Raw genomic sequence first — 26,513 nt, forward strand, 5'->3', positions numbered from 1 at the left:
AGGCACGGCGTACACGAAGGGCCCCGGAAACACCGTCAGCTGGTGTTCCGGGGCCCTTCGCGCGTACGCGGCGCGCGCGTCAGGAAGCCGGCGTGGCGGGCGGCGGCGTCGTCTTCAGCGCCTCGGCCATCTCGACCAGGCTCTCCTTCGGCGCCGAGCCGGTGACCACCGTCGTGTGGCCCTTGCCCGGCAGCACGAGGGCGTTGTACTTCTCGCCCTCCCAGACCTGCCACTCCTTGCCCGCGACCGTCTCGGTCCGGCCGGTGTCCTTCGCCTTCTGGCTGACCTCGGGGACGTACGTACGCGCGGCGGCGGTGGACTGCTCGACCGCGACGTACCTGCGGTCCGCGTCGAGGAAGCCCAGGTGCCAGGCCTTGCCCCCGGCCTCGTCGTAGCGGACGGAGGTCGCCTTCCACTGCTCCGGCAGGCCCTCCGGCGCGGCGACCGGGTAGGGGGCGGCGGTCCGCACCGTCGCCAGCTCCACAGTGAAGTCGACCGCCTTGATCGGGTCGGCGTGCTCGTCCTTCGGGATGAAGAGGTATATGACCCCCGCGCAGGCGGCGATCACCAAAGTCGACAGGAACATGTCCCGGACTGTCTGCTTGCCTCGCTTGCTTGCCACGGCTCCATGGTGGCACGCGGCCTGACACGCCCGGCCGCAGGGTGCCGGTCGCGGACGGCGACGCCAGCGCGCTCATGCGTGACCCGCACTGCTCATTTTATCGACCTACCGATAGAGTCGCAGCACCCTCATATCCGGTCGTCGCCGTACAGAAAGGTGCGCTCCGATGTCCGAGCATCATCTGCCGTCCCAACTGGAGGTCTCCCCGGAGGCCCCCGACCGCAACCTGGCTCTGGAGTTGGTCCGGGTCACCGAGGCCGCCGCCATGGCGGCCGGGCGCTGGGTGGGCCGCGGCGACAAGATCGGCGCCGACGGCGCCGCCGTGAAGGCCATGCGGACCCTCGTCTCGACCGTCTCGATGAACGGCGTCGTCGTCATCGGCGAGGGCGAGAAGGACGAAGCCCCCATGCTGTTCAACGGCGAGCGGGTCGGCGACGGCACCGGCGCCGAGGTCGACATCGCGGTCGACCCGATCGACGGCACCACGCTCAACGCCAAGGGCATGCCGAACGCGATCGCCGTCCTGGCGGCGGCCGACCGGGGCGCGATGTTCGACCCGTCGGCGGTCTTCTACATGGACAAGCTGGTCACGGGGCCCGAGGCGGCGGACTTCGTCGACATCAACGCGCCCGTGGCGGTGAACATCCGGCGCGTCGCGCGGGCGAAGAACTCCACGCCCGAGGACGTCACCGTCGTCGTCCTGGACCGGCCCCGGCACGAGGGCATCGTCAAGGAGATCCGGGAGACCGGCGCGCGGATCAAGTTCATCTCGGACGGCGATGTCGCGGGCTCGATCATGGCGGCCCGCGAGGGCACCGGCGTCGACCTGCTGATGGGCGTCGGCGGAACGCCCGAGGGCATCATCTCGGCGTGCGCCATAAAGTGCCTCGGCGGCGTCATCCAGGGCAAGCTCTGGCCCAAGGACGAGGCGGAACGGCAGAAGGCGCTGGACGCGGGCCACGACCTGGACCGGGTGCTGTCCACCGACGACCTGGTCAGCGGCGACAACGTGTTCTTCGTGGCGACGGGGATCACCGACGGTGAGCTGATGCGCGGTGTGCGGTACCGCGCGGAGACGGCGACCACCGAGTCCATCGTGATGCGGTCCAAGTCCGGCACGATCCGGTCGATCTCCTCGACCCACCGGTTGTCGAAGCTGCGCGCCTACAGCGCCATCGACTTCGACCGCGCGAAGTAGCCGACGCCCGGGGCGCGTAGAGCGCACGAAGGGGGTGCGGGGAGCCTGTTCGCTCCCCGCACCCCCTTCGCGTACGCGTTCAGCCTGCCGCGGCTATGCGCTCGGCCGTCGTCGCGGCCTTGATCTCGATGTCCCGCCGTCGCCGCCGGGCGAGCGCCACCCGGCGCTCCGCCGCGGTGAGCCCGCCCCACACCCCGTACGGCTCGGGCTGCATCAGCGCGTGCTCCCGGCACTCGATCATGACCGGACATCCGCCGCAGACCCGCTTGGCGGCCTCCTCGCGGGCCAGCCGGGCGGCGGTCGGTTCCTTGGAGGGGGCGAAGAAGAGGCCCGCCTCGTCGCGGCGGCAGGCCGCCTCGGAATGCCAGGGGCCCGCATCGTCCTCCCGAGCGGGGGTCCGCTGGGCCGGAACGGCGGCGACCTGCCGAGGCTGATGCGGCGATTGCAGCACGGGCTACTCCTGACGACGGCTACGGCTTCGCGAGCGAGAGTCGATGCAGCACTCCCTACCCGCTGTACGTACGCCTATGCACTGAGTGGCACCGGCGCGCGACTCACCGCAATGCGCCCCCGCGGCTTTCTGGCCGATTACCGGAGGTCGTCCGTCGCGCCGTATTCAGTGCCCCAGGTGTTTACGCAGCCGCTTCTGGAGATCCGCGACGAACTTTCCGCGCTTCGGCTTCGCCTCCACACTTCCGAACACCGCATAGCCGTTCACGACGACGACCGGGGCTTCCGGGTCCGTCGATTCGAGCGACTTCACCTCGAAACTGCCGAACACGCCGGTGCCGTTGCCGCGCAGCGAGATGTTCTCCGGGACGCGGACCTCGACGCTGCCGAAGATGGACGTCGCATTGATGACGGTGAAGCGTTGGCCGAAAAGCGCTTCGGTCAGATCGATCTCCACGTTACCGAAGAGCGCGAAGGCGTTCGTCCGGCCGCCGACCCGCCAGCGCCCCTTGCGGACGGAGCTGCTGAAGACCGCGACGAGATTGTCCGCGGGGCCTTCCGGGGCCTCGGGGCCGTAGCTGTACGGGCGCGGGCCCGGGCTCTGCGCGGTGGAACCGGAGGACGCGGGCAGGTCCCGGACCAGCGGCTGGAGCTCGCCGACGGTCTTGGCCCGGTAGACCAGGTCCACCCGCTCGGCGTGCTCGTCCGCCGTCAGGCGGCCCTCGGCCATCGCCTCCCGCAGGATGTCCGCGATCCGGTCGCGGTCGGCGTCGGAGGCCCGGATGTCGTCGCCGTTCAGGACTTCGGCGGGCGGTGGGACGGCCGGCCTGAGGGGCTGCTGGGGCTGCTTCTCTAGGTCCACCGGCCCAGCGTACCCAAACGCGATAGATCGCGACTACCCCTCCAACCGGCGCGCCCCCGTCGGGCCTGGGTCCAGGTGAGCCTTACCTCACAGGATCCGCCCGAAGCCGGCGTTCTACCCTGGTGGACGCGCTGCCCGAGGGAGGTCAGCCGCTGTCGCCGAGTGAGGAATGGCCGTCATGGCAGAGTTTGCGTACTCCGATCTGCTCCCCCTGGGGGAGGACACCACGCCGTACCGTCTGGTGACCGCCGAGGGTGTCTCCACCTTCGAGGCCGACGGCCGTACGTTCCTCAAGGTCGAGCCGGAGGCGCTGCGCACGCTGGCCGCCGAGGCCATGCACGACATCTCGCACTATCTGCGCCCGGCCCACCTGGCGCAGCTGCGGCGGATCGTCGACGACCCGGAGGCGTCCTCCAACGACAAGTTCGTGGCGCTGGACCTCCTGAAGAACGCGAACATCGCCGCCGCGGGCGTGCTGCCGATGTGCCAGGACACCGGCACGGCGATCGTCATGGGCAAGCGCGGGCAGAACGTGCTGACCGAGGGCGGTGACGAGGAGGCCCTGTCGCACGGGATCTTCGACGCGTACACCAAGCTCAACCTGCGCTACTCGCAGATGGCCCCGCTGACCATGTGGGACGAGAAGAACACCGGCTCCAACCTCCCGGCCCAGATCGAGCTGTACGCCACCGACGGCGGCGCGTACAAGTTCCTGTTCATGGCGAAGGGCGGCGGCTCGGCCAACAAGTCGTTCCTCTACCAGGAGACGAAGGCCGTCCTGAACGAGGCCTCCATGATGAAGTTCCTGGAGGAGAAGATCCGTTCGCTGGGGACCGCGGCCTGCCCGCCGTACCACCTGGCGATCGTGGTCGGCGGCACGTCGGCGGAGTTCGCGCTGAAGACCGCCAAGTACGCCTCCGCGCACTACCTCGACGAGCTGCCCGCCGAGGGCTCCCCCACCGGGCACGGCTTCCGGGACAAGGAGCTGGAGGAGAAGGTCTTCGAGCTGACGCAGAAGATCGGGATCGGCGCGCAGTTCGGCGGCAAGTACTTCTGCCACGACGTGCGCGTGGTGCGCCTTCCCCGGCACGGCGCCTCGCTCCCCGTCGCGATCGCCGTTTCCTGCTCGGCCGACCGCCAGGCCACCGCGAAGATCACCGCCGAGGGCGTCTTCCTGGAGCAGCTGGAGAAGGACCCGGCGCGCTTCCTGCCCGACACCACCGACGAGCACCTGGACGAGGCCGGGGACGTCGTGCAGATCGACCTCAACCGGCCGATGGACGAGGTGCTGGCCGAGCTGACGAAGTACCCGGTCAAGACCCGGCTCTCGCTGACCGGCCCGCTGGTCGTGGCCCGTGACATCGCGCACGCCAAGATCAAGGAGCGCCTGGACGCGGGCGAGGAGATGCCGCAGTACCTGAAGGACCACCCGGTGTACTACGCGGGCCCGGCGAAGACGCCCGAGGGGTACGCCTCCGGCTCCTTCGGCCCGACGACGGCCGGCCGGATGGACTCGTACGTGGAGCAGTTCCAGGCGGCGGGCGGCTCGAAGGTGATGCTCGCGAAGGGCAACCGCAGCAAACAGGTCACCGACGCCTGCGGCTCCCACGGCGGCTTCTACCTCGGCTCGATCGGCGGCCCGGCGGCCCGGCTCGCCCAGGACTGCATCAAGAAGGTCGAGGTCGTCGAGTACGAGGAGCTCGGCATGGAGGCGGTCTGGAAGATCGAGGTGGAGGACTTCCCCGCGTTCATCGTCGTCGACGACAAGGGCAACGACTTCTTCACCGAGCCCGCCCCGGCTCCGACGTTCACCAGCATTCCGGTGCGGGGGCCGGGTCTGGCCTGAGCTGTGACACACAGCCGAAGGGGCCCCTCTTTTATGGGTGGGCCCCTTCGGCGTACCTCAGCGCCTCTCAGTCGTCCAGCAGGCCCGATGTCGCGACCAGATAGCCGAGTTGGGCCCGGCTGTTGCTGCCCAGCTGCTCGGAGACCTTGCGCATGTGCTCGGCGACGCTGCGGCGGCTCATGCCGATCCGGCGGGCGATGGCGGCGTCCGTCTCGCCGTTGACGACGGCCTGGAGGATCGCCCGCTGGAGGTCGGAGGTGACGACGGGGGTGCGCAGCGGCGCGCGTTCGGGGCGTACGGGGACGGCGCGGGACCACGCCTCGTCGAAGTGGCGGACCAGGAAGCGGACCAGCGACGGGTGCCGGACGCGCAGCGCGGTGTGCGGTTCGTCGGAGAACGGGATGAAGGCGAGGTCCCGGTCGAAGACGATGAACCGGTCCATGACCTCGGGCAGGGTCCTGATCTCGGCCCCTTCGGCGGTCACCTGCTCGATGTAGGCGAGCGTGGTGCGGTCGGAGCGGACGGTGTGCTGGTAGAGGGTGCGCTGCCGGATGCCGCGCCGCAGATTGTTCAGATCGCGCGGCAGGGACTGCTCCAGGACGCGGGCGGGGCGTCCGCCGCCGGGGTGGGCGGTACGGACCTCGGCGCGGCAGCCGCTGACCCCGGCGTCCAGGGCCTTGCTGATGACGGCCTCGCCGGAGAGCCGGGTGAGGGCGGGGCGTTCGGGCCGGTGGACCTCGGCGTAGAGGCCCTCGAAGGCGGCGAGGGTGGCGCGGGTCGAGCGCAGGGTGCGGCGCTGCTCGACGATCGCCTTCTCGATCGGGGCGAGCGCGGCGAACGAAGCCGTCTCCGGCGGTACGGGGATGAGGTGGCCGGGCGAGTCCCGGTCGGCGACCAGCAGATGCAGGGAGAGCAGACAGGGGGGTGCGGCGGCGGCCGGGAGGCTGCCCTGTGTCAGCGCACGGCGATAGGTCGCGAGCGCCGCCTCGCAGGGTTGTTCCGGTATCGACCGGTCCGAGGGTGATTCACGGCAATCACATACCGGTGAGGGGGAATGATCGTCCTTCACAAGGATGCAGATTACCTTTGTGCAATCGGGAGTCTCCCGCCCGGCTCCCGCGCTCGACCAGTATGAGCGGGTGACATCTGGAATCGGGAGTGCGGACGGGCCGACGGCGGACGAGCCGGACGACGGATCTCGAATGACCCGGGACACCGCGGTCTCCGAGCGCCGCTTTCGATTCCTGGTGGCCGGATACGCGGTGTCTTCCTACGGCACATTCCTGAATATGGTCGCGCTCAATCTCTTCGTCTACGAGACGACGGGCCGGGCGCTGGCCATGGGCCTGTTCATGGCGGTGCGGCTGGCCTCCGGATTCGTCGCCGGACTGGTCGTCGGCGGACTCCTTGCCCGTTTCAGCGCGAAAAGCATCATGCTGTGGGCGAATGTCGGCCAGGGCTCCGTGATGCTGGTGCTCATCCTGGCGCCGGACTCCGTGGTGACCGGGGCGCTGATGGCCGTCTCGGTGGTGATCGGGGCGTGCGGGACGCTGTTCATGGTCGCGCTGCGCAGCTCGATCCCGGAGATGGTCGGCGAGGACCGCAGGGCCTGGGCCAACTCCCTGTCGATCACCGGCCGTTCGCTGGCCATGGTGGCGGGGTTCGCCTCGGCGGGTGTGGTGGTGTCCCTCGTGGGGTACACCGCGGCCTTCCTGCTCGACATGGCGACGTTCGTGATCTGCGCGGTGACGGTGGCCCTGCTGCCGATCGCGGGCGGCAAGGGGGCGGGCAGCGAGGCCGGGGCCTCTGGCGCCGGGAAGGGCGAGAAGGAAGCGAAGAGCGGGCCGCGGTGGCGGCCGGTGGCCTTCCTGGCGCTCGCCGCCGCTCCCGGTCTGGGCCTGATGGTGGCCCTGCGCGGGGTCGACGCGTTCGGCTCCTCGTCCCACAACGCGGCGCTGCCGATCTACTCGACCTCGCTGGACGCGTCGAACCCGGCGGTGTTCGTCAGCGCGTTCTGGTGTGTGTGGGCGCTCGGCAACATCGGCGCCCAGCAGGTGATCCAGCGGTACACCCAGCGCACCGGCAGGACCGTGGGGGCGCTCGGATTCGGCTACGGCACGGTGGTGATGTCGGCGGCGTTCATCGCGGCGTTCGCCGGGTTCCCGCTGGCGGTCACGGCGGTGATCGCGCTGATCGCGGGGGCCGCGGACGGTCTCACCGAGGTCGCGTACACCTCGCATCTCCAAACACTTCCGGCCACCTTGCGCGGCCATGCCTTCGGTCTTTCGGCCACTTTCGAGAACCTCGGTTTCGGGGTCGGCATGATCCTGGTGGCGGCGGCCCTCGACCGGTTCTCCCCGCTGGCCGTGGTGGGCTGGTCCCACGGCGCCGCCATCGTCGTCGCCGTGGTGTTCCTGCTGCGGGTGGCGGCGCTGCGACGGGCGGAGCCCGCGGGCCCGATGGGGCGTGCGGGCGGGGCGGAGCGGGTGGGGCTGCGAAAGGAAGAGGCCGTTGAGGGACGACCGGATCGCGGTGATCGGGACGGCGCTGAGGTTTCCCGGGGCTGACACCCCGGAGGCGTACTGGCGCGACATCCGGGCGGGCACGAGCCGCGTACGCCGGTTCACCCGGGCCGAGTTCGCCGCGGCGGGGGTCCCGGCGGCGGAGTACGAGCGGCCGGGGTTCGGCGGGGCGAGCGCGCCCCTGGCGGATGTGGACGGCTTCGACGCCGGGTTCTTCGGGATGAGCGGACGGGAGGCGGAACTCACCGATCCGCAGCAGCGGCTGTTCCTGGAGTGCTGCTTCCACGCGCTGGAGGACGGGGGGTACGCGGGCGGGGAGGCCCTGTACGCGGCCGACAGGAGCGGGCACGCGGGCACCGGAAGCCGTTACGCGGGCGGCGACGGCGGCTCCGTACGGATCGGGGTGTACGGCAGTTCCGGATATCGGCTCTACTCGCTGCACAGCTATCTGGCGCACCACCTCGCGGCGGAGGCCGGCTCCGGCGACTGGATGACCGTCAAGCAGGTCCAGGTCGGCAACTACACCGACTTCACCGCCACCCGGGCCGCCTTCCGCCTCGGTCTGACCGGGCCCGCGCTCACCGTGTCCACGGCCTGTTCCAGCGCCCTGGTCTCGGTGCATCTGGCCTGCCAGGCGCTGCGCGCCGGGGACGCGGACCTGATGCTGGTGGGCTCCGCCGCGCTGCATCTGCCGCAGGTCAGCGGCCATGTCCCGGTGAAGGGCTCCACGCTCTCCCCCACCGGCACGGTCCGGGCGTTCGACGCGGACGCGGACGGCACGGTCGGCGGGAACGGGGCCGCCGCCGTCCTCCTGAAACCGCTGGCGAAGGCGCTGGCCGACGGCGACACCGTGCATGCGGTGATCCTCGGCTCGGCGGTCACCAACGACGGCGCGGACAAACGGGGGTTCGCCGCCCCCGGGGTCGCCGGGCAGCGGGACGCGGTGCTCGGGGCGCTGCGCGCGGCGGACGTGGACGCGGCGTCGATCGGCTATGTGGAGGCGCACGGTACGGGGACGCTGAAGGGCGATCCGATCGAATTCGCCGCCCTGACCGAGGCGTTCCGCCGCCACACGGACCGGACCGGGTTCTGCGCGCTCGGCTCGACGAAGCCCGCCATCGGCCATCTGGACAGCGCGGCGGGGCTCGCGGGGCTGATCAAGGCCGTCGAGGTGCTGCGGCACGGGGTCGTCCCGCCGCTGGTGAACTTCGCCCGCCCCAACCCGGCGCTGGCGGTGGACGACAGCCCGTTCCTCCTGCCGGTACGGGAGCGGGGCTGGCCGCTGGCGGGGGTGCGGCGAGCCGGTGTGCACTCCATCGGCATGGGCGGTACGAACGCTCATGTGATCCTGGAGCAGGCGCCGGAGGCCGTGCCGGTGTCCGCCGCGCCGACGGCTGTTCCTGTGCCCGCGCTGCTGCCGCTGTCGGCCGCCGACGGGGACGCGCTGCGGGCGTACGCCACCGCCCTGCGGGACCGCCTGGCGGGCGGGGCGTCGCCCTCCCCCGCCGATCTGCTGACCACGACGGCGCTCGGGCGGCGGCTCCTGCCGCACCGGCTGGTGGTCACGGCCGCGGACCCGGTGGCCGGGCTGGAGGCGTTCCTGTCCGGGGCCCCGGCGGGCGAGGCGTACACGACCGGGGTCGCCGACGGCGTACGGGATCCGGCGCCGGTGTTCCTGTTCAGCGGGCAGGGCGGCGGCCACCCGGGCATGGGCGCCGAACTCGCCGCGCGCTTCCCGGTGGTGGCCGAGGTGCTGGAGTCCTGCGCCCGGGTGTACGCGGAGGAGGCCGGCCGGGACGACTTCCTGGACCGGATCGTCGGCGGGCAGGGCCCCGCGCGGTGGGACACCGCCTTCGCGCAGCCCGCCCTGTTCGCCCTCCAGATCGCCCAGGCCCGGCTGTGGCAGCGGCTCGGGGTCACCCCCGCCCGGGTCGCCGGGCACAGCGTCGGCGCGTACGCGGCGCTCTGCGTGGCCGGGGCGCTGGACACCGAGGACGCGATGCGGCTGGTCTGCGGGCGCGGGCGGCTGATGCAGGAACGGTCCGCCCCGGGCGCGATGGTCTCCGCGTTCGTCCCCCGGGCCCGGGTGCGGGAGCTGCTGGCAGCCGTCCCGGGGCTTGAGCTCGCCGTGGTCAACGGGGCCACACACCATGTGCTGGGCGGCTCCCCGGAGGCGGTGGACGCGGCGCGGGCGCTGCTGGCGGCGCGGGGCGAGGCGTACGAAGTGCTGGCGGTGGACCGGGCGTTCCACACGGCGCTGCTCGATCCGGCGCTGGAGGAGTTCCACGTACTGGCCGACAAGACGGAACCCCGCCCGCTGCACACGGAGTTCGTCGACGGGATCGACGGCACGGTCCGCCCCGCCGGATGGCGGCCGGACGCCGCGTATCTGGTCGCACAGGCCCGCCGTACGGCCGACTTCGCCGCCGTGCTCGGGGAGTTGGGCCCCTCTCCTCTGCTGCTGGAGCTGGGTCCGGCCGCCGTGCTGACGGGGCTGGTCCGCCGGGCGTCGCCGGACGCGGTCTGCGTACCGACGCGCGACTGGGAGCGGGCGGTGGCCGCGCTGCACTGCGCCGGGGCCGGGGTGGACTGGGCGGCGCTGCTCGACGGCTGCGGCGGCCGGCGCGTCCGGCTGCCCACGTACCCCTTCCAGCGGCGCTCCCATTGGCGGGGCCCCGCACCGTACGCTCACCCATCCCCACGCTCCACGGAGGACCGCATGACCGAACAGGCCGTACTGGACAGGGTGCTGGAGCTGACCGCGCGCCATCTCGGCCACCGGTCCGACGAGGTCTCCGCCGACCGCACGTTCGTCGGGCTCGGCGCCGACTCGCTCCAGCTCATCGGGATGGTGCGGCAGTTGGAGGCCGAGTTCGGCACGGAGATCAGCATGCGGGAGGTCCTGGAGGAGGCGGGCACGCCCCGGCTGACGGCGGCGCTGATAGCCGGGCGGAAGGGTGCCCCGGCGGCCACAGTTGCTCCCGAGAGCGCAGCGGTGGCGGCGCCCGTGGCCGACGAGCCCGGGTACGCCACCCGGGCCGAGGTCGCCGCCCTGTCCGAGCAGATACGTCAACTGGCCGAGACCCAGGCCGCGATGCTCACCCAGCTCTCCGAAGCCGTCGCCCTGCTGACGGCCCGCACCAACGGGACGGACGCGCGATGAGCGCGGAGATATCCGGATCCGCCGAGGCTGTGGCCCGGGCGGCGGAGCTGTCGCGGACCCTCACGGCCCAACTCGCGGCGGCCCGCGCGCAGATGACGGCGGAGGCCTCGGCACAGGTCCCGGCACAGGGCTCGGAGCCGGTCTCGGTGCAGGTCCCAGCGGAGGCCACAGCGACCGAGCCCCGGCCCGCCGAGGCGAGTGCGCACGGCCCCCGGCTCGTCGTGGACGCGGCGGGCGGCATGGCCGGGGCGGGGGCCGACGCGGCCCAGCGGGCCCACACCGCGTCGCTGATCCGGCGGTTCACCGAGCGCACCCGGACCTCCAAGGAGCTGGCCCAGCACCACCGTTCGGTGCTGGCGGACAGCCGGGCCGTCGTGGGGTTCCGGGACGCCACCAAGGAGATGCTGTACCCGGTCGCGGCCCGTTCGGCGCACGGCTCCCGGCTGGTCGACGTCGACGGCAACACGTACACCGACATCACCATGGGCTTCGGCGCGCTGCTGCTGGGCCATGAGGCGGAACCGGTCACCGAGGCCGTACGCCGCCACCTCGCCGACGGGCTGCGCTTCGGCCCCCGGTCCCCCGACACCGGCGAGGCGGCAGCCCTGCTCGCCTCGCTGACCGGCCTGGAGCGGGTCGCGTTCGCCTCGTCCGGTACGGAGGCGAACTCGGCGGCGATCCGGCTGGCCCGGGCCGCGACCGGGCGCGACAAGGTCGTCATGTTCCGGGGCTCGTACCACGGGCACATCGACTCCGTCCTCGGCCGCCCCGGCGGCCCCGGGCAGCACGCGGTGCCCGTCTCCCGGGGCATCCCGGACAGCGCGGTGGCGGAGCTGATCGTGCTGGAGTACGGGGAGCAGGAGTCGCTGGAGACGATCGACGCCCTCGGGGACACGATCGCGGCCGTGCTCGTGGAGCCCGTGCAGTGCCGCAACCCGGGCCTGCGGCCGGTGGAGTTCGTACGGTCGCTGCGCGAACTCACCGCGCGCCGGGGCATCGTGCTGCTCTTCGACGAGATGCTGACCGGGCTGCGCCCTCATCAACGCGGTGCGCAGGCGCATTTCGGGGTGGTGCCGGACCTCGCCACGTACGGCAAGGCGCTCGGCGGTGGCTTCCCGATCGGCGCGGTGGCCGGGCGGGCGGATCTGCTCGACGGGGTGGACGGCGGGTTCTGGCGGTACGGGGAGCCCGGCGGGCCCACGCGCGAGACCACGTTCATCGGCGGTACGTACATGCAGCACCCACTGTCGATGGCGGCGGCCCGTGCGGTGCTCACCCACCTCACCGAGCAGGGCCCCGGGCTCCAGAGCGGACTGAACGCCCGCACCCAGGCGCTCGCCGACCGGCTCAACGCCTTCTTCCGCGACGAGGAATTCCCGCTGGAGCTGGCGCACTTCGGGTCGATGTTCCGCTTCAAGCACCGCGCCGACCTGGAGTTGCTCTACCACCACCTCCAACTGCGCGGTGTGTACGTATGGGAGTGGCGCAGCTTCTACCTCTCGACCGCCCATACGGAGGAGGACGTGAACCGGGTCGCGGAGGCGGTGGAGGGGGCGCTGCGCGAGCTGCGCGACGGCGGGTTCTTTCCCCGGTCCACTCCCCGCCCGGCGGCGGCCGTGAAGCCGGTCGAAGACCCGCGCCCCGCACCCGACTTCGGCGTCTACTTCTTCGGCGACTACCCGGAGAGCGAAGAAACCGCCGGGGCCGGCGAGGGCGGCACTCCTGCGGCGTACGACGCGCTCTTCGAGACCGTGCGCTTCGCCGACGAGCACGGCTTCTCCTCCGTCTGGCTGCCCGAGCGGCACTTCGACTCCTTCGGCGGGCTCTTCCCGAACCCCGCCGTGCTCGCCTCCGCCGTGGCCCGGGAGACCGAGCACGTCCGGATCAACGCGGGTTCGGTGGTCCTGCCGCTGCACGATCCGGTGCGGGTCGCCGAGGAGTGGTCGGTGGTCGACAACCTCTCCGGCGGCCGGGTCGGCATCGGCTGTGCGACCGGCTGGCACGCCCGGGACTTCGTCCTGTACCCGGACCGGTTCGCGGACCGGCGGCGGATCGCCTTCGACCACCTCGACGAGGTGCGACGGCTGTGGCGCGGGGAGGCGGTGCGGCGGCGCACGGGCGAGGGGGCGGAGGCGGAGATCCGGATCCGGCCGCGTCCGGTGCAGGAGGAGCCGCCGTTCTTCCTGGCGACCTCCGGGCAGCGGGCCTCGTACGAGGAGGCGGCCCGGCGCGGTCTCGGGGTCGTCACCAATCTGATGAGCCAGACCGTGGACGAGCTGGCCGCGAACATCGCGCACTACCGGCGTACGCGGGCGGCGTGCGGGCTCGACCCGGACGCCGGGCGGGTGACGGTGCTGGTGCACACGTATCTCGGCGACGACCACGCCACCGCCCGGGCCGACGCGCTGGAGCCGATGGTGCGCTACCTGCGGTCCTCGCTGCTGATGCGCTCGGCGGCGACCGCGGCCGGGCAGCGGCGCGAGGACGTGGAGGCGGCGAGCGAGGAGGACCTGGACTATCTGTTCCGCCGGGCGTACGACCGCTACTGCGACCAGCGGGCCCTGATCGGTACGCCGGAGAGCGTCGCCCCGTTCGTGGCCGCGCTGCGCGGGGCCGGGGTGGACGAGATCGCCGCGCTGGTCGACTTCGGGATGGACCGGGAGCGGCTGCGGTCGGGGCTCGATCGGCTGGACGTGCTGCGCCGCCGGACGCGGGAGCGGGCGGCCGAGGCAGCGGCGGAGGCCGTACGGGAGACCGTCGCGCCCGCCACCTCCGCCCAGCGGCGGCTGTGGCTGGCCGCGCAGTTGCTGGAGAACCCTGCGGCGTACAACGAGACCCAGGCCGTACGGCTGCGCGGTCCGCTGGACGTGGCGGCGCTGCGGGTGGCGGTCGACGGTCTCGTCGAGCGGCACCCTGGGCTGCGGACGGTGTTCCGGGGCGAGGACGAGGCGGGCGTCGTCCAGGTCGTACGCGACGGGCTCCGCATCCCGTTGGCGGTGGCGGACGCCCGGGGTCAGGACCCGGACGAGGCGATCGAGGCGCTGCTCGCCAAGGAGAGCCACCGTGCCTACGACCTGACCGAGGGGCCGCTGTTCACGCCCCGGCTGCTCCAACTGGCCGCCGACGACCACGTCCTGGTCCTCGGGATGCACCACATCGTCACGGACGCGCACTCGGCCGCGCTGATCGCCGGGGATCTGCGGGAGCTGTACACGGCGGCCCGCGCCGGACGGCCCCCGGTCTTCGCACGGCCCGCCGGGACGACTGTCGGGGCCACGAAGCCGCCGCACGACCCGGCCGACCTGGTCTGGTGGCGCGAGCTGCTGGGCGAGAAGCCCCCGGTGCTGGCCCTGCCCACGGACCGGCCGCGCGGGCGCCGGGTGGCGGGGCGCGGCGGGGCGGTGGCCCGGACCGTGGGCCGGGAGCGGGCGGACCGGCTGCGGGAGTGGAGCGGGCAGCAGGGCGTGACGCTGTTCGCCACGCTGTGCACGGCCTGGCAGCTGGTGCTGCGCCGGCGGTCGGGGCAGGACGCGTTCCTACTGGGCACGACGTTCGGGCGGCGCCGGCCGGAAACGGCGGACACGGTGGGGTTCCATGTGGCCCTGCTGCCGCTGGCGCTGTCCGCGACGGACGCCACCCCGCTGCCGGAGGCCGTACGGGCCACCGGCCGGGCGCTGTTCGCGGCGGAGGAGCACAGCGGGGTGGACCTGGACGCGCTGGTGGCCGCCGTCCACCCCGACCCGGGGAACCCCCGGCCGCTGGTGACGGTTTCGGTCGATCTGGACCGCGCGGCGCTGGCCGGAATCGAACTGCCGGGGCTGCGTGCGGAGGGGGTGGCGGCCGGGACGGAGTCGGCGCCTCTGGAGCTGGCGCTGATGGCCACCCACACGCCGGACGGGAGCCTGCGGCTGCGGCTGCGTTACGACGCGGACCTGTTCGACGCGGCGACGGCGGAGGGGTATCTCGCCGAGCTGGAGGCGCAGTTGGACGCGGTGGCAGCGGCCCCGCGCGAGGAGCCGGGACTGCGCGAGGAGCCGACCCCGCGCGAAAAGCCCGCCTCGCGCAAGGAACCTGCCCCGCACGAGGACCCCGCACCGAGCGAGGAGGCCATCCCGCACGAGGAGCCCGCCCCGGACACCGCAGCCCGCGTCCGCGACATCTGGGAGTCCGTCCTCGACGCGCGCGGCTTCCCCGACGACAGCAACTTCTTCGACCTGGGCGGCAATTCGATCGCCGCGATCCGCCTCGTGAACCGGGTCCGGGACACCCTCGGCGTCGACTACCCGATGGCGGACTTCTTCGCCGAGGCCACTCTGCGGGCGATGACCGAGCAGCTGGCGGGCGACACCGAGCCCGCCGCAGCGGCCGAGGACGCCACCGCCCTCACCGACCGCACCCCTGTCAGCGACCAGCAGGCCCGGATGATCGCCGGGCACCACGCCATGCCCGACCCCGCCGTGTGGAACGTACCGACACGGATCACGTTCACCGGGGCGCTGGATCCGGCGGCCCTGCGGTCCGCCGTGTCCGAGGTGATCGCCCGGCACGACTCGCTGCGCACCCGGTTCGTCCAGGAGGGCGCGCCGGACGGGCCCTGGTGGCAGGAGGTCGTGGCGGCGGGGCCGGTACCGCTGCCCGTGGAGGACCTGACCGGACTCCCCGCCGGTGAGCGGCGGCCCCGGGCGGACGCCCTGTGCCGGGCGGACGCGGCGGCCCCCTTCGATCTGGGGCGCCCCCTGGTGCCCCGGCTGCGGCTGCTGCGGGTCGAGGAGGACCGCTGGGAGCTGATGTTCGTCCTGCACCACGTGTGCGCGGACGGCTGGTCGCTGTCCCTGTTGCTCGCGGAGATCGCCGCCCTGTACACGGCGGCCGCCGCGGGCGTCCCGCACGGGCTGCCCGACCCGGCGATGCAGGCGCCCGGGTACGCCCGGTGGCAGCGGGAGCACCACGATCCTGGGACCGAGGAGGAGCGGGCCGCGTTCTGCGCCCGCTATCTGGACGGGGTGCCGTCCGCCGTCCCCGTACCGACGGACCGGCCGCGTCCGCGGACGCTCAGCGGGCACGGGGACACGGTGCGCGGGGTGGCGTCGGGCGAGGTGCGGGCGGCGGTGGAGAAGCTCGCGGCCGACCGGCACACCACCCCGTTCGCCGTCGCCGCGGCCGCGCTCGGAGTGTTCCTGACCCGGCTGTCGGGCGAGGAGGACACCTTGCTGAGCGTGCCGTACGCCAACCGCGAGGGCACCGCGTCGGAGTCGCTGGTGGCGATGACGTCCACGGCTGTGATGGTCCGCGTACGACTGGATTCAGCCAATCTTGAGGAGACGTGCGCGGAGTTCGCGGTGCGTACGGGGGCGGGTGCGCTCGGCGCCATGGCGCATGTGCTGCCCACCGCCCGCATCATGCAGGCGATGCGGGACGCGGGCGCTGTCAGCGTCCCCGACCGGGTGCCGCACGTGTTGGCCTTCCAGAACTCCGTCGACACGGACATCGAGATCCCCGGGCTGCGGGTCGAGGTGGCCGATCTCGCACCGCCGCTTTCCCGCAGCGAGCTGTGCTTCGGGCTTGCGCCGCGCCGGGACGCCGCGAAGGGTTATCGAACGTTCCTGGAATTCTCCACCGACCTGTGGGACCACACGACCGCCCACGACCTTCTCGCGTCGTACACCGACCTGCTCGCGGAGTTCTGCGCCCGGCCCGACCGGCCGGTGCGGGAACTTCTCGGGGAGCGCCCCTCGCAGGGGTCCTCGGGCCAAGGCTCCGGGGGCTCCGCCGGGAGCGCCAGCGCCGGGCCCGACCAGCCCGGCGGACCGTCACCCTCCCAGTCATTGCCGAACACCGGAAAGGCGGACGCCGTATGACTCCGGCCCCCCACCGCAGCCACACCGACGACCTGCTGTCCTTCATCGCCGCCAGCCCGTCCCCGTACCACGTGGTGGCCAGCGCGGCCCAGCGTCTGGAGAAGGCCGGGTTCCGTGAACTGCGCGGCACCGACGACTGGTCCGGAGCGACCGGCGGCCTGTTCGTCAGCCGCGCCGGTGCGCTGATCGCCTGGTACGTCCCCGAGGACGCGCCCGCCCACACCCCGTTCCGGATCGTCGGCACCCACACCGACTCCCCGAACCTGCGGATCAAACCCGCTCCGGACACCGGGACTTCGGGGTGGCGGCAGGTCGGGGTGGAGATCTACGGCGGAGTACCGCTGAACACCTGGCTCGACCGGGACCTGGGCATCTCCGGCCGGCTGGCGCTGCGCGGCCCCGACGGCGTGCCGCGCAACCGGCTCGTCCAGATCGACGAACCCCTGCTGCGGGTACCCCAGTTGGCGATCCATCTGGACCGTTCGGTGAACGAGGGCGTGGCGCTGGACCGGCAGCGGCACATCGCGCCGATCTGGGCGCTGGGCGAGCCCCGGGAGGGCGAGCTGCTGCGCCGGGTCGCGACGGCGGCCGGTGAGGACCCGGCGGACGTGCTGGGCTGGGACCTGATGCTGCACGACATCCAGCCGCCCGGATATCTGGGCGTAGACCGGGAGTTCGTGGTGGCGTCCCGGCTGGACAACCAGGTCTCGGTGCACGCCGGGGTGACCGCGCTGGTGGACGCGGCGACGGGGGCCACACAGCCCGCGTTCATCCCCGTGCTGGCCGCCTTCGACCACGAGGAGGTCGGCAGCGGTTCCGAGACGGGCGCGCAGAGCCCGCTGCTGGAGCGGATCCTCTCCCGGTCGGTGGCGGCGCGCGGCGGCAGCGACGAGGACTGGTCGCGGGCGCTGTCGGGCGCGTTCTGCGTCTCCGCCGACATGGCGCATGCGGTGCACCCGAACTACTCCGAGCGCCACGACCCCGACCACCGCCCGCTGCCCAACGGCGGCCCCACCATCAAGGTGAACGTCAACCAGCGGTACGCCACCGACTCCACCGGCATCGCGATGATCTCGGCGGCGGCCGAGCGGGCCGGGGCCCCCTGGCAGCCGTTCGTCTCCAACAACGCGATGCCCTGCGGCACATCGATCGGACCGCTCACGGCGGCCCGCCTCGGCGTCACCACGGTGGACGTCGGGGTGCCGGGCCTGTCGATGCACTCGGCGCGCGAGCTGTGCGGGGTGCGCGACCCGGGCCACCTCACCGCGATCCTCACGACGATCATGGTCGGGGACTGACCGAACTCCGTTACAGAGCAAAGAGAACAGGAACGATCGTGGCCGACGAAGACACCGTCCTCATCTGCCTGCCCTTCGCCGGGGCCGGCCCCTCCTTCTTCACGCCCTGGCAGAAACGGGCGCCGGAGGGGCTGCGGATCCTCCCGGTCTCCCTGCCGGGCCGCGAGAAGCGGTTCCCCGAGCCCGCGTACGACGCGGCGGCCCCGGCCGTCGACGACGCGTACGCGCAGGTGATGGCGGCGCTCGGCGGAGCGGACGGGGACGGGGGCGGCGGCCCGGTCGTGCTGTTCGGGCACAGCATGGGCGCGGTGCTCGCGTACGAGCTGGCGCACCGGATCGAGCGGGCGGGCGGCCCGGTCCGCCTGGCCGCGCTCGTCGTCAGCGGCGCGCCCGGCCCCTGGACGCCGCGCGCGGACCGGGCGGACGGGCTGCCGGACGAGGAGTTCGCCGCCCGCGTCCGGGCGTTCGCCGGGTACGACCATCCGGCGCTGGCGGACCCGGAGATGCGGGAGCTGCTGCTGCCCGCGCTGCGGGCGGACGTCCGGCTCCACGAGACGTATGTGCCGTCCACGGACCGCCCGTTGAGCGTTCCCGTGATCTCCGTACGGGGGCGGGAGGACACGCTCGTGGGGGCGGCGGAGGCGGCCGAGTGGGGCCGGGCGACGACGGGCAAGCTGACGGTGGCCGAGCCGGCCGGCGGGCACATGTATCTGGCCGAGCGGCCGGACGAACTGCTGGAGCTGGTGGCCGCCGAGATACGCGCGGCGAGGGACCGGTGACGGGGGGCGGCGCTGTTACGGGTTCGGGACCGGCTTCCGGCGGCGGTGCGGGGCGGCTGGCCGGGCGGGCGGCGGTCATCACCGGGGCGGCGCGCGGTCTCGGCCGGGCCTGCGCGCTGGCGTTCGCCCGTGAGGGGGCGGACCTGATGCTGCTGGACGTGGCGGGCGAGCTGCCCGGGGTGCCGTATCCGCTCGGCTCGGCCTCGCAGCTCGCGCACACCGCGGACCTCTGCCGCGCGGCGGGGTCCGCCGTGCTGACCCGACAGGCGGACGTCCGGGACCTGGCGGCGCTCCAGGAAGCGGCGGAGGCGACGGAGGAGCGGTTCGGGCGGATCGACGTACTGGTCAACAACGCGGGTATCGCGGCCCCTTCGGGCCGCCCGGCGCACGAGATCACCGAGGCCGAATGGCAGTTGATGATCGACGTGGACCTGGGCGGCGCCTGGCGGGCGATCCGTGCGGTGGGGGCCCGGATGGTCGGCCAGGGGTCCGGTTCGATCGTCAACGTCGCCTCGACGGCGGGGCTGGTCGGCTACCGGCACTTCGCGGGGTACGTCGCGGCGAAGCACGGTCTGGTGGGTCTGACGAAGGCGGTGGCCCTGGACTACGCGCCCCGCAGGGTCCGGGTCAACGCGGTCTGCCCGGGCTCGGTGCGGGACGACGAGGCGATGGAGGGCCGGATGCTGGCGGAGATCGCCCGCTCGCTGGAGGTGCCGGTGGCGGAGCACGAGGAGACCTTCGTCCGGGACCAGCCGATGAACGCGCTGGTGGAGCCGGGCGAAGTGGCGGAGGCGGTGCTCTGGCTGGCCACGGACGCGTCCCGGCAGGTGACCGGCAGCGTGGTCACCGTGGACGGCGGCTTCACCGCCCGCTGAACCCCGACCTCCGACCTCCGATATCCCTTTCCCCTCCCAGGAGTTGCGTACGTGCCGCCTGCCCAGCACAGCCTGACGGTCCGCCTGTCACCGGCCACCACCGACACCGCGCTCGCCGCCGCCCTCACGGCGGCGGCCGGGCTGTGGTGGCCCGGGGACCGCCACCCCCGGCTGTGGACGGAATCCGTGCCCGCCCCGGCCGCGTCCGATGCGGCGGCCCGGCGGCGCGCGGCCGAGGTGAACCGCCCCGTCGCATCCGGCCACCGGCTGCGTGCGGTGCTGCTGCGGTACGCGGACGAGCGGCCGGAGGAAGCGGCCGCGGGCCCCGATCTCGTCCTGAAGGCCGCCGGATCCGCCCTGGACGCCCGCTCGTTGCGGCTCGTCGCCCGGGTGCTGCGGGGCGAACTGACCCCGGACGCGGTGACGCCGCTCGCCGGACCGCTCCCGCTCGACCTGCGCCTCGACGAGGAGACCCGCCGCCTCGCGTCGGCGCTCGCGCTCACCGTCGGGCGGTACGAGGGGGCGTCGGCGGTGCGCGTCGCCGTCCCCGTACCGGCCCGGGACCGACCGCCGTACGCGCTGGGGGCGCTCGACGGGTACGCGGTGTTCGCGGCGGACCTGTCACCCGGCCGTACGGTCGCGGAGCTGCTGGCCACCGAGCCGGTCGCCCCGGCCGATGACGAGGCCCTGCCCGCGCTGGAGTTGGTGGCGGGCGACGGAATCGGGTCCGCCACCCTGCCGACCGCCCCCGACTCCCTGCCCGTACCGGCACACCAAGTGGAGCACGTACGAAAGCAGTTGCTGACAAGTCCGCCCAACACCCCGCTCTTCCGGCTGAATCCACTGAGCGAGGCGGAGTCAGCGGCGCAACTGGCCCTCGGTATGCGGCCCGCGGCCCCGGCCCCCTTCCTCCGCATCGACGACGCCTTCGCCGCGCAGGTCGCCGCCCGCCCCGACGCCCCCGCGCTCACCGCCGGGTCCACCACGCTCTCGTACGCCGAACTCGACGCCCGCGCCGAGGTCTTGGCCGACGGGCTGTACGCCCACGGGGTCCGCCCCGGTGATCTCGTCGGGCTCTGCCTGCCGCGCTCAACGGACCTGGTGGCGGCGATGCTCGCCGTGCTGAAGGCCGACGCCGTTCACGTACCGCTGGATCCGGAGCATCCGGCGGACCGGCGCGAGCGCACCGCGCGGGACGCCGGGGTCCGGCTGACCGTCGAGGACCCGGCCACCCTCACCGGCCACCCGTCCCGGCCCGCCACACCTCGCGGAACGCCGGGCTCACCCGCGTACGTCATCCACACCTCGGGCTCGACCGGCCGCCCCAAGGGGGTCCTCGTCCCGCACGCCAACGTGACGGCTCTCGTCGACGCCGTACGCGAGGACTTCGGGCTCTCCCCCGACGACACCTGGACGTGTTTCCACTCGGCGGCGTTCGACTTCTCGGTGTGGGAGATCTGGGGCGCGCTGTTGACGGGCGGGCGGCTGGTGGTCGCGGACCACTGGACCACCCGCTCGCCCGAGGACTTCCACGCGTTGCTGGTCCGGGAGCGGGTGAGCGTGCTGAGCCAGACCCCATCCGCGTTCACCCAGCTCGCGGCGGCCGACCGGGCCGCACAGGACACCGTGGGCATCCGGCTCGTGGTGCTGGGCGGCGAACCGCTGGACACCCGGCCGCTGTTGGACTGGTTCGACCGGCACCCGGAGGACCGCTGCCGGCTGGTCAACATGTACGGGATCACCGAGACCACCGTCCATGTCACGGCGGCCACCGTGACCCGGCGCGACGCGCTCGCCGGTTCCCGGTCCGTGGGGCGGCCGCTGCCCGGCTGGTCGGTCCGGGTCCTGGACGCGCACGGGCGGCCGGTGCCGCCGGGTGCGCCCGGGGAGATCGTGGTGGGCGGGGCGGGCGTGGCGCTCGGCTATCTGAACCGGCCCGCTCTCACCGCCGAACGCTTCGTCCCGGACCCCCTGGACCCGGCGGGGCGGCGGCTCTACCGCAGCGGGGACCTGGGGCGGCTGCTGCCCGACGGAACGTTGGAACACCTGGGCCGGATCGACGACCAGGTGAAGGTGCGGGGCTTCCGGATCGAGCCGGGCGAGATCCGGCACGTGCTGCTGGAGGACCCGGCGGTGTCGGCGGCGGCGGTCACCGTGACCGGCGGCGACGGCAACGACGCGGCGGCCGTGCGGATCGACGCGTACGTGGTCCCGGCCCCCGGGGCGGGCGAGGACCCCGGCCCCGTACGGGAGCGGGCGGCCCGGCTGCTGCCGTCGCACATGGTGCCCGCGACGGTGACCGCGCTGCCGTCCCTCCCCCTCACGGCGAACGGCAAACTGGACGCGGCCCGACTGCCCGCGCCCGAGGCGCGACGCGATCCGGTGCCGGTTCCCGCCCCGGCCGCCGCCCTCGCCGCCATCTGGTGCGACGTGCTCGGCGTCGAGGCGGTCGGCCCGGACGACGACTTCTGGGATCTGGGCGGCAATTCTCTGTACGCGATCCGGATCGGCACGCTCGCCCGCGAGCGCGGGCTGCCCGCTGTACCCCTGCGCCAGCTGTATCTGACGCCGACGCTGGGCGCACTGTCCGAGGCCCTGGCCCGGAAGACCTGAGGCGAGGGCTCTCAAGGCATGAGAAGAGGGGGCGACCGCCCCACACGGTCACCCCCTCACTCACCGGCGGTGGCTACGCGAAGCGCTGCTTCGCGCTGCCGTCGCACGTCTGGAGCTTGAGCGGATCCTTCGCTCCCGCCAGCGTCAGACACAGGCCCGTCGCGGCGGCCGGGCGGATCGTGCCCGACTGCTGGACGAACTTCTGGTTGGCCGCGCCCGCGCAGTTCCACACGATGAGCGTGGCGCCCGGGTTGTACTTGGCGCCGGACACGTCCAGGCACCGGTCGTGGCTGAGCGCGGTGCGCAGGGTCTGCGTACCGGCGTCGTACCACCAGCTCTGGTTGCGCCCGCCGTGGCAGTCCCAGCCGCCGATCGCCGTGTTGTTACGGGTGACCGAGCCCGGCACGTCCACACAGGTGCCGGTGGCCTCGTTCTTCAGCGGGGTGAACAGGTCGTCCCAGGCCTGGCCCGTAAGCACCGGGTTTCCCGTGCTGGCCGGGTCGGCGCAGCTCGCCTCGCGCAGCCCGGAGTCGTACATCTGGGTCAGGCAGGAGGCGAAGGCGCGGTGGCCCGCCGCGTTGGGGTGGAAGGACTGGCGGACCGAGTTCTCGTCGGGCAGGCCGGGCTTGCTCAGGTCGATGTAGAGGCCGCGCGCCCAGGGGGCCTCGCTGCACACCTCGTGGCCGTGGAAGAGCCGGGAGTTGTCGAGGTAGGAGGCCCCGGTGCTCGCGGCGGCCTTCCGCATGCCGGCCTGGAAGGCGGGCACGGCGGTGTTGCGGCCCCAGACGGTGTCGGAGTCGTAGCCGAGGCCGCCGCAGATCAGCTTGCCGGGGAAGTTCGGGTTGTCGCGGAAGTCCGGGCCGATCGGGCTCGGGTAGCCCATGAGGACGAGCTTGTAGTCGTTGTTCGCGTACCCGGCGTCGGTCATCACCGTCCGCAGATCGCGGACCGTCGCCTCGACCTTGGGGACCAGCGCGTCCACGCGGGCCTGCCAGCCGCCCGCGTACTTCGGCTCGCAGGGGCCCTGGAGGGTGATGTAGCGGACCACGCAGTCGGTCATGACCGGGCCGAACTGGAGGTCGTCGTTGGCCCCGGCGACCAGGACGATCATCTTGATCCGGGTGTTGCGGGCCTTGACGGCGAGGCTGTCGCTCTGCACGAGCTCGTCGGCGTACTGCTTGTTTCCGCCGATTTTGATGTTCCCGGTATAGGCGCCGGAGCACGAGACGTTGTACGTGACGTCCGCCGCGATGCCCGTGCGGTGGATGGCGGCCTCCGGCGAGCGGTGGCACCAGTTGTCCGGCCCGTTCGTTCCGGGGTCGTAGGTGCCGACGCCCTCGCCGGAGATCTCGCTGTCGCCGAGCGAGATCAGGCCGGTCTTGCGTTCGGCGAGCGGCCGCTCGGCGGGGCTGCCGTACAGCTGGGTGGCTTCGGCGGCCCGGACGGCTTCCAGCGCGGGCGGAAGAGGGGTGGATGCGATAGAGCTGGTAGCCGGCTCCGTCGCGCCCGCGGGTCCGGCGGCGGCCATACCGCCGACGGCAGCCGCGAGAGCGACGGTGGCGGCGACGGTACAGCGGAGCCGGCGAAGGCTTCGGAGCCCTCGAAGTCTGGTGCTGGTGCGCCTCATTGCGCCTCCCGGTAAGTGGTTACCCCCGGTATTTACTGGCCGGTAGGCGACTTGGGAATACATAGAACAAGACAAGTGCTCATCTTTTTCAGGAGGTTTAAACACATGACTGACGCATCGGGTGACACAACGGGCGGTACCGGGTTCCGGATCGAGCACGACTCGATGGGCGAGGTGCGGGTCCCCGCGCACGCCAAGTGGCGCGCGCAGACCCAGCGGGCCGTGGAGAACTTCCCCGTCTCCGGGCAGCGGCTGGAGCGCGCCCACATCGAGGCGCTGGCCCGGATCAAGGGCGCGGCCGCCAAGGTCAACGCCGAGCTGAAGGTGGTGGATCCGGACGTCGCCGCCGCGATCCAGGAGGCGGCCGCCGAGGTCGCGTCGGGCCGCTGGGACGAGCACTTCCCGGTCGACGTGTTCCAGACGGGGTCGGGCACCTCGTCGAACATGAACACCAACGAGGTGATCGCCACCCTGGCCACCGAACGCCTCGGCCGCGAGGTCCACCCCAACGACCATGTGAACGCCTCGCAGTCGTCCAACGACGTCTTCCCGTCCTCCATCCACATCGCGGCCACCGCCGCCGTGACGGCCGATCTGATCCCCGCGCTCGATCACCTGGCCGATTCCCTGGGGCGGAAATCAGCCGAATTCGCGGACGTCGTGAAGTCCGGCCGTACGCATCTGATGGACGCCACCCCGGTCACCCTCGGCCAGGAGTTCGGCGGCTACGCGGCGCAGATCCGCTACGGCGTGGAGCGGCTGCGCGCCTCCCTGCCCCGGCTGGCCGAACTGCCCCTGGGCGGTACGGCGGTGGGCACCGGCATCAACACTCCGCCCGGCTTCTCCGCCGCCGTGATCGCGGAGGTCGCCGAGGCCACCGGGCTGCCGCTGACCGAGGCCCGCGACCACTTCGAGGCGCAGGGCGCGCGGGACGGGCTGGTGGAGACCTCGGGCCAGCTGCGGACCATCGCCGTGTCCCTGACGAAGATCTCCAACGATCTGCGGTGGATGGCGTCGGGTCCGCGCACGGGGCTCGCGGAGATCGCGCTGCCCGACCTCCAGCCGGGCTCCTCGATCATGCCGGGCAAGGTCAACCCGGTGATCCCCGAGGCGGTCCTGATGGTCGCGGCGCAGGTCACCGGCAATGACGCGACGGTCGCCACGGCCGGTGCGGCGGGCAACTTCGAGCTGAACGTGATGCTCCCCGTCATCGCGAAGAACCTCCTGGAGTCGGTGCGGCTGCTGGCCAACGCCTCCCGGCTGCTCGCGGACCGTACGGTCGACGGCATCACCGCCGACGTCGAGCGGGCCCGCGCCTACGCCGAGTCGTCCCCGTCGGTGGTGACCCCGCTGAACAAGTACATCGGCTACGAGGAGGCGGCGAAGGTCGCCAAGAAGTCCCTGAAGGACGGGACGACGATCCGCGAGACGGTCCTGGCCTCGGGTTATGTGGACCGCGGCGACCTGACGCTGGAACAGCTCGACGAGGCGCTGGACGTGCTGCGGATGACCCGCCCGTGAGCACCGGGCGGGGTGCCTGCTGAGCCCCGGGTGACCTGAGTCGCAGCGGGCCGGTGGGAGCGCTCCGTAAGATCTCTCCATGACAGGTACGGGCAGGGCAGGTACGGGAGAGTGCGCACGCTGGGCGCCGGGGGACCAGATCCTCTGGCGCTACCGCGACAACGGCCGGGCCCGCCGGACGGCCGGCGCCCCGCCCGTGCACATCTGCCGTCCGGTGACCGTCGTGCAGGACACCGACGAGCTGCTGGCCGTCTGGATGGCGCCGGGCACCGAGTGCGTGCGGCCGGTGCTGGCGAACGGCACCCAGGTGCACGCCGAGCCACTGGCCACGCGCTACACCGCGCCGCGCACCACGGCCCGCTCGACCTGGTTCGGCTCCGGGGTGCTGAAGCTGGCCCGGCCGGGCGACCCGTGGTCGGTGTGGCTGTTCTGGGACCGCGGCTGGATGTTCCGCAACTGGTACGTGAACCTGGAGGAGCCCCGCACCCGGTGGTCCGGAGGGGTGGATTCCGAGGATCACTTTCTCGACATCTCCGTGAACCCCGACCGGAGCTGGAAATGGCTCGACGAGGACGAGTTCGCGCAGGCTCAGCACGTCGGTCTGATGGACCGGGGGACGGCCCGGCGGGTCCGGGAGGCGGGGCTGGCGGCGGTCGAGGTGATCACCGGCTGGGGGTCGCCGTTCCGGGACGGCTGGGAGCACTGGCGGCCCGATCCGGGGTGGCAGGTTCCGCCGCTGCCGGATGACTGGGACCGCACCCCTGCCCGTATGCCGTCGTGAGACCCTGGAAGAACCCTTCGGGCGGCCCGGTCGGCAGGTCCGGTCGTACGGAGGGCCGATCGCCGCAACCAGCGGGCGCCACACCGGAACTGACCACAAGTCACCACACCGGTCGGGCGGAGCGACGGGGCACGGACCCGGACGTTCCGCTCGGTCGCGGGAACCACTACGAGGGGGTGGAGACATGCACGCCGTCCGCTGCCCGCTCGCCGCGTCCGCTGCCGGAGGGGTCGTCCGTCGGCCATCTCCGCGGCGCTCGGTTTCGGCCCCTTCATCGGGGGCATCCGGTGACAGCCGTTGTTCTTCCCGCGCTTGCCGGGGCACAGTGACGCCCCACGAGGTGACTGCCTCATACAACCGGCCCGGACGGACGGAATCCCACGCGTGACGGAGCACCCCACCTCCCACGAAGGCCGGCAGCCGCTGGCTGCCCGGCCGCAGGAGCGCACCCGGCCCCGGCAGCAGGACGCCGCGGCCGCGGCCGCCGCTGCCGCGGTG

At 72.9% G+C, this 26,513-nt stretch carries 16 protein-coding genes; 11 read left to right on the top strand and 5 right to left on the bottom strand.

Annotation, left to right across the window (positions count from 1 at the left end):
• Window positions 1-79: 79 nt before the first annotated feature.
• Window positions 80-622 (bottom strand): DUF4245 domain-containing protein, encoded by a 543-nt coding sequence (locus A3Q37_RS30465; RefSeq protein ID WP_079138056.1) that lies wholly within the window; start codon window positions 620-622, stop codon window positions 80-82.
• 166 nt (window positions 623-788) lie between these two features.
• On the opposite strand from A3Q37_RS30465, the gene glpX reads away from it, so the two are divergent.
• Window positions 789-1,820, top strand: a complete 1,032-nt coding sequence (gene glpX, locus A3Q37_RS30470; RefSeq protein ID WP_065489500.1) for a class II fructose-bisphosphatase — start codon at window positions 789-791, stop codon at window positions 1,818-1,820.
• A gap of 79 nt (window positions 1,821-1,899) precedes the next feature.
• On the opposite strand, the gene A3Q37_RS30475 is transcribed toward glpX, so the two are convergent.
• Together A3Q37_RS30475 and A3Q37_RS30480 are read right to left on the bottom strand one after the other, a co-directional pair.
• A complete protein-coding gene (locus A3Q37_RS30475) occupies window positions 1,900-2,271 on the bottom strand; it encodes a WhiB family transcriptional regulator (RefSeq protein WP_065489502.1) in 372 nt (123 codons plus the stop codon).
• 165 nt (window positions 2,272-2,436) lie between these two features.
• Window positions 2,437-3,132 carry a DUF1707 domain-containing protein gene (locus tag A3Q37_RS30480; RefSeq protein WP_065489504.1) on the bottom strand — a complete coding sequence of 232 codons (696 nt, stop codon included), beginning with the start codon at window positions 3,130-3,132 and terminating at the stop codon, window positions 2,437-2,439.
• Between the two features lie 169 nt (window positions 3,133-3,301).
• On the opposite strand from A3Q37_RS30480, the gene A3Q37_RS30485 reads away from it, so the two are divergent.
• Entirely contained in the window at window positions 3,302-4,978 is a 1,677-nt protein-coding gene (locus A3Q37_RS30485) for a fumarate hydratase (protein WP_065489506.1), read from the top strand.
• 67 nt (window positions 4,979-5,045) lie between these two features.
• Here A3Q37_RS30485 and A3Q37_RS30490 read toward each other — a convergent pair whose 3' ends face one another.
• Window positions 5,046-6,047, bottom strand: coding sequence for a LuxR C-terminal-related transcriptional regulator (locus A3Q37_RS30490; RefSeq protein WP_065489507.1), 1,002 nt, complete (start codon window positions 6,045-6,047; stop codon window positions 5,046-5,048).
• An 82-nt stretch (window positions 6,048-6,129) separates the two neighbouring features.
• Between A3Q37_RS30490 and A3Q37_RS30495 the strand changes: the two genes are divergently transcribed.
• The 7 genes from A3Q37_RS30495 to A3Q37_RS30525 are packed head-to-tail and all read left to right on the top strand — an operon-like array spanning window position 6,130 to window position 22,086.
• Window positions 6,130-7,545 (top strand): MFS transporter, encoded by a 1,416-nt coding sequence (locus tag A3Q37_RS30495; RefSeq protein ID WP_079138057.1) that lies wholly within the window; start codon window positions 6,130-6,132, stop codon window positions 7,543-7,545.
• The gene (locus A3Q37_RS30500; protein ID WP_065489508.1) at window positions 7,490-10,663 is read left to right on the top strand and encodes a type I polyketide synthase; all 3,174 of its coding nucleotides are present in this window, start codon (window positions 7,490-7,492) and stop codon (window positions 10,661-10,663) included. Before A3Q37_RS30495 ends, A3Q37_RS30500 begins: the two co-directional genes overlap by 56 nt.
• A complete protein-coding gene (locus A3Q37_RS30505; RefSeq protein WP_065489509.1) occupies window positions 10,660-16,521 on the top strand; it encodes a MupA/Atu3671 family FMN-dependent luciferase-like monooxygenase in 5,862 nt (1,953 codons plus the stop codon). The genes A3Q37_RS30500 and A3Q37_RS30505 overlap by 4 nt, the downstream gene beginning before the upstream one ends.
• The gene (locus A3Q37_RS30510) at window positions 16,518-17,819 is read left to right on the top strand and encodes a M18 family aminopeptidase (RefSeq protein WP_065489510.1); all 1,302 of its coding nucleotides are present in this window, start codon (window positions 16,518-16,520) and stop codon (window positions 17,817-17,819) included. The genes A3Q37_RS30505 and A3Q37_RS30510 overlap by 4 nt, the downstream gene beginning before the upstream one ends.
• 38 nt (window positions 17,820-17,857) lie before the next feature.
• On the top strand, window positions 17,858-18,598 hold the full coding sequence (locus tag A3Q37_RS30515; protein WP_065489511.1) for a thioesterase II family protein: 741 nt from the start codon (window positions 17,858-17,860) through the stop codon (window positions 18,596-18,598).
• A complete protein-coding gene (locus A3Q37_RS30520) occupies window positions 18,595-19,473 on the top strand; it encodes an SDR family oxidoreductase (protein ID WP_065489513.1) in 879 nt (292 codons plus the stop codon). The genes A3Q37_RS30515 and A3Q37_RS30520 overlap by 4 nt, the downstream gene beginning before the upstream one ends.
• Before the next feature lie 51 nt (window positions 19,474-19,524).
• Entirely contained in the window at window positions 19,525-22,086 is a 2,562-nt protein-coding gene (locus A3Q37_RS30525; RefSeq protein ID WP_065489515.1) for an amino acid adenylation domain-containing protein, read from the top strand.
• Window positions 22,087-22,159: 73 nt separating this feature from the next.
• Here the strand turns inward: A3Q37_RS30525 and A3Q37_RS30530 are convergent, their stop codons facing one another.
• Complete coding sequence (locus A3Q37_RS30530) at window positions 22,160-23,713, bottom strand: ricin-type beta-trefoil lectin domain protein (RefSeq protein ID WP_065489517.1); 1,554 nt, start codon at window positions 23,711-23,713, stop codon at window positions 22,160-22,162.
• 105 nt (window positions 23,714-23,818) lie between these two features.
• On the opposite strand from A3Q37_RS30530, the gene A3Q37_RS30535 reads away from it, so the two are divergent.
• Entirely contained in the window at window positions 23,819-25,234 is a 1,416-nt protein-coding gene (locus tag A3Q37_RS30535) for an aspartate ammonia-lyase (protein WP_065489519.1), read from the top strand.
• Between the two features lie 79 nt (window positions 25,235-25,313).
• Entirely contained in the window at window positions 25,314-26,015 is a 702-nt protein-coding gene (locus tag A3Q37_RS30540) for a DUF402 domain-containing protein (protein WP_065489521.1), read from the top strand.
• Window positions 26,016-26,513: the final 498 nt, after the last annotated feature.

Origin of the sequence: Streptomyces sp. PTY087I2 (assembly GCF_001687325.1) — a bacterium.
Classification (GTDB): Bacteria; Actinomycetota; Actinomycetes; order Streptomycetales; family Streptomycetaceae; genus Streptomyces.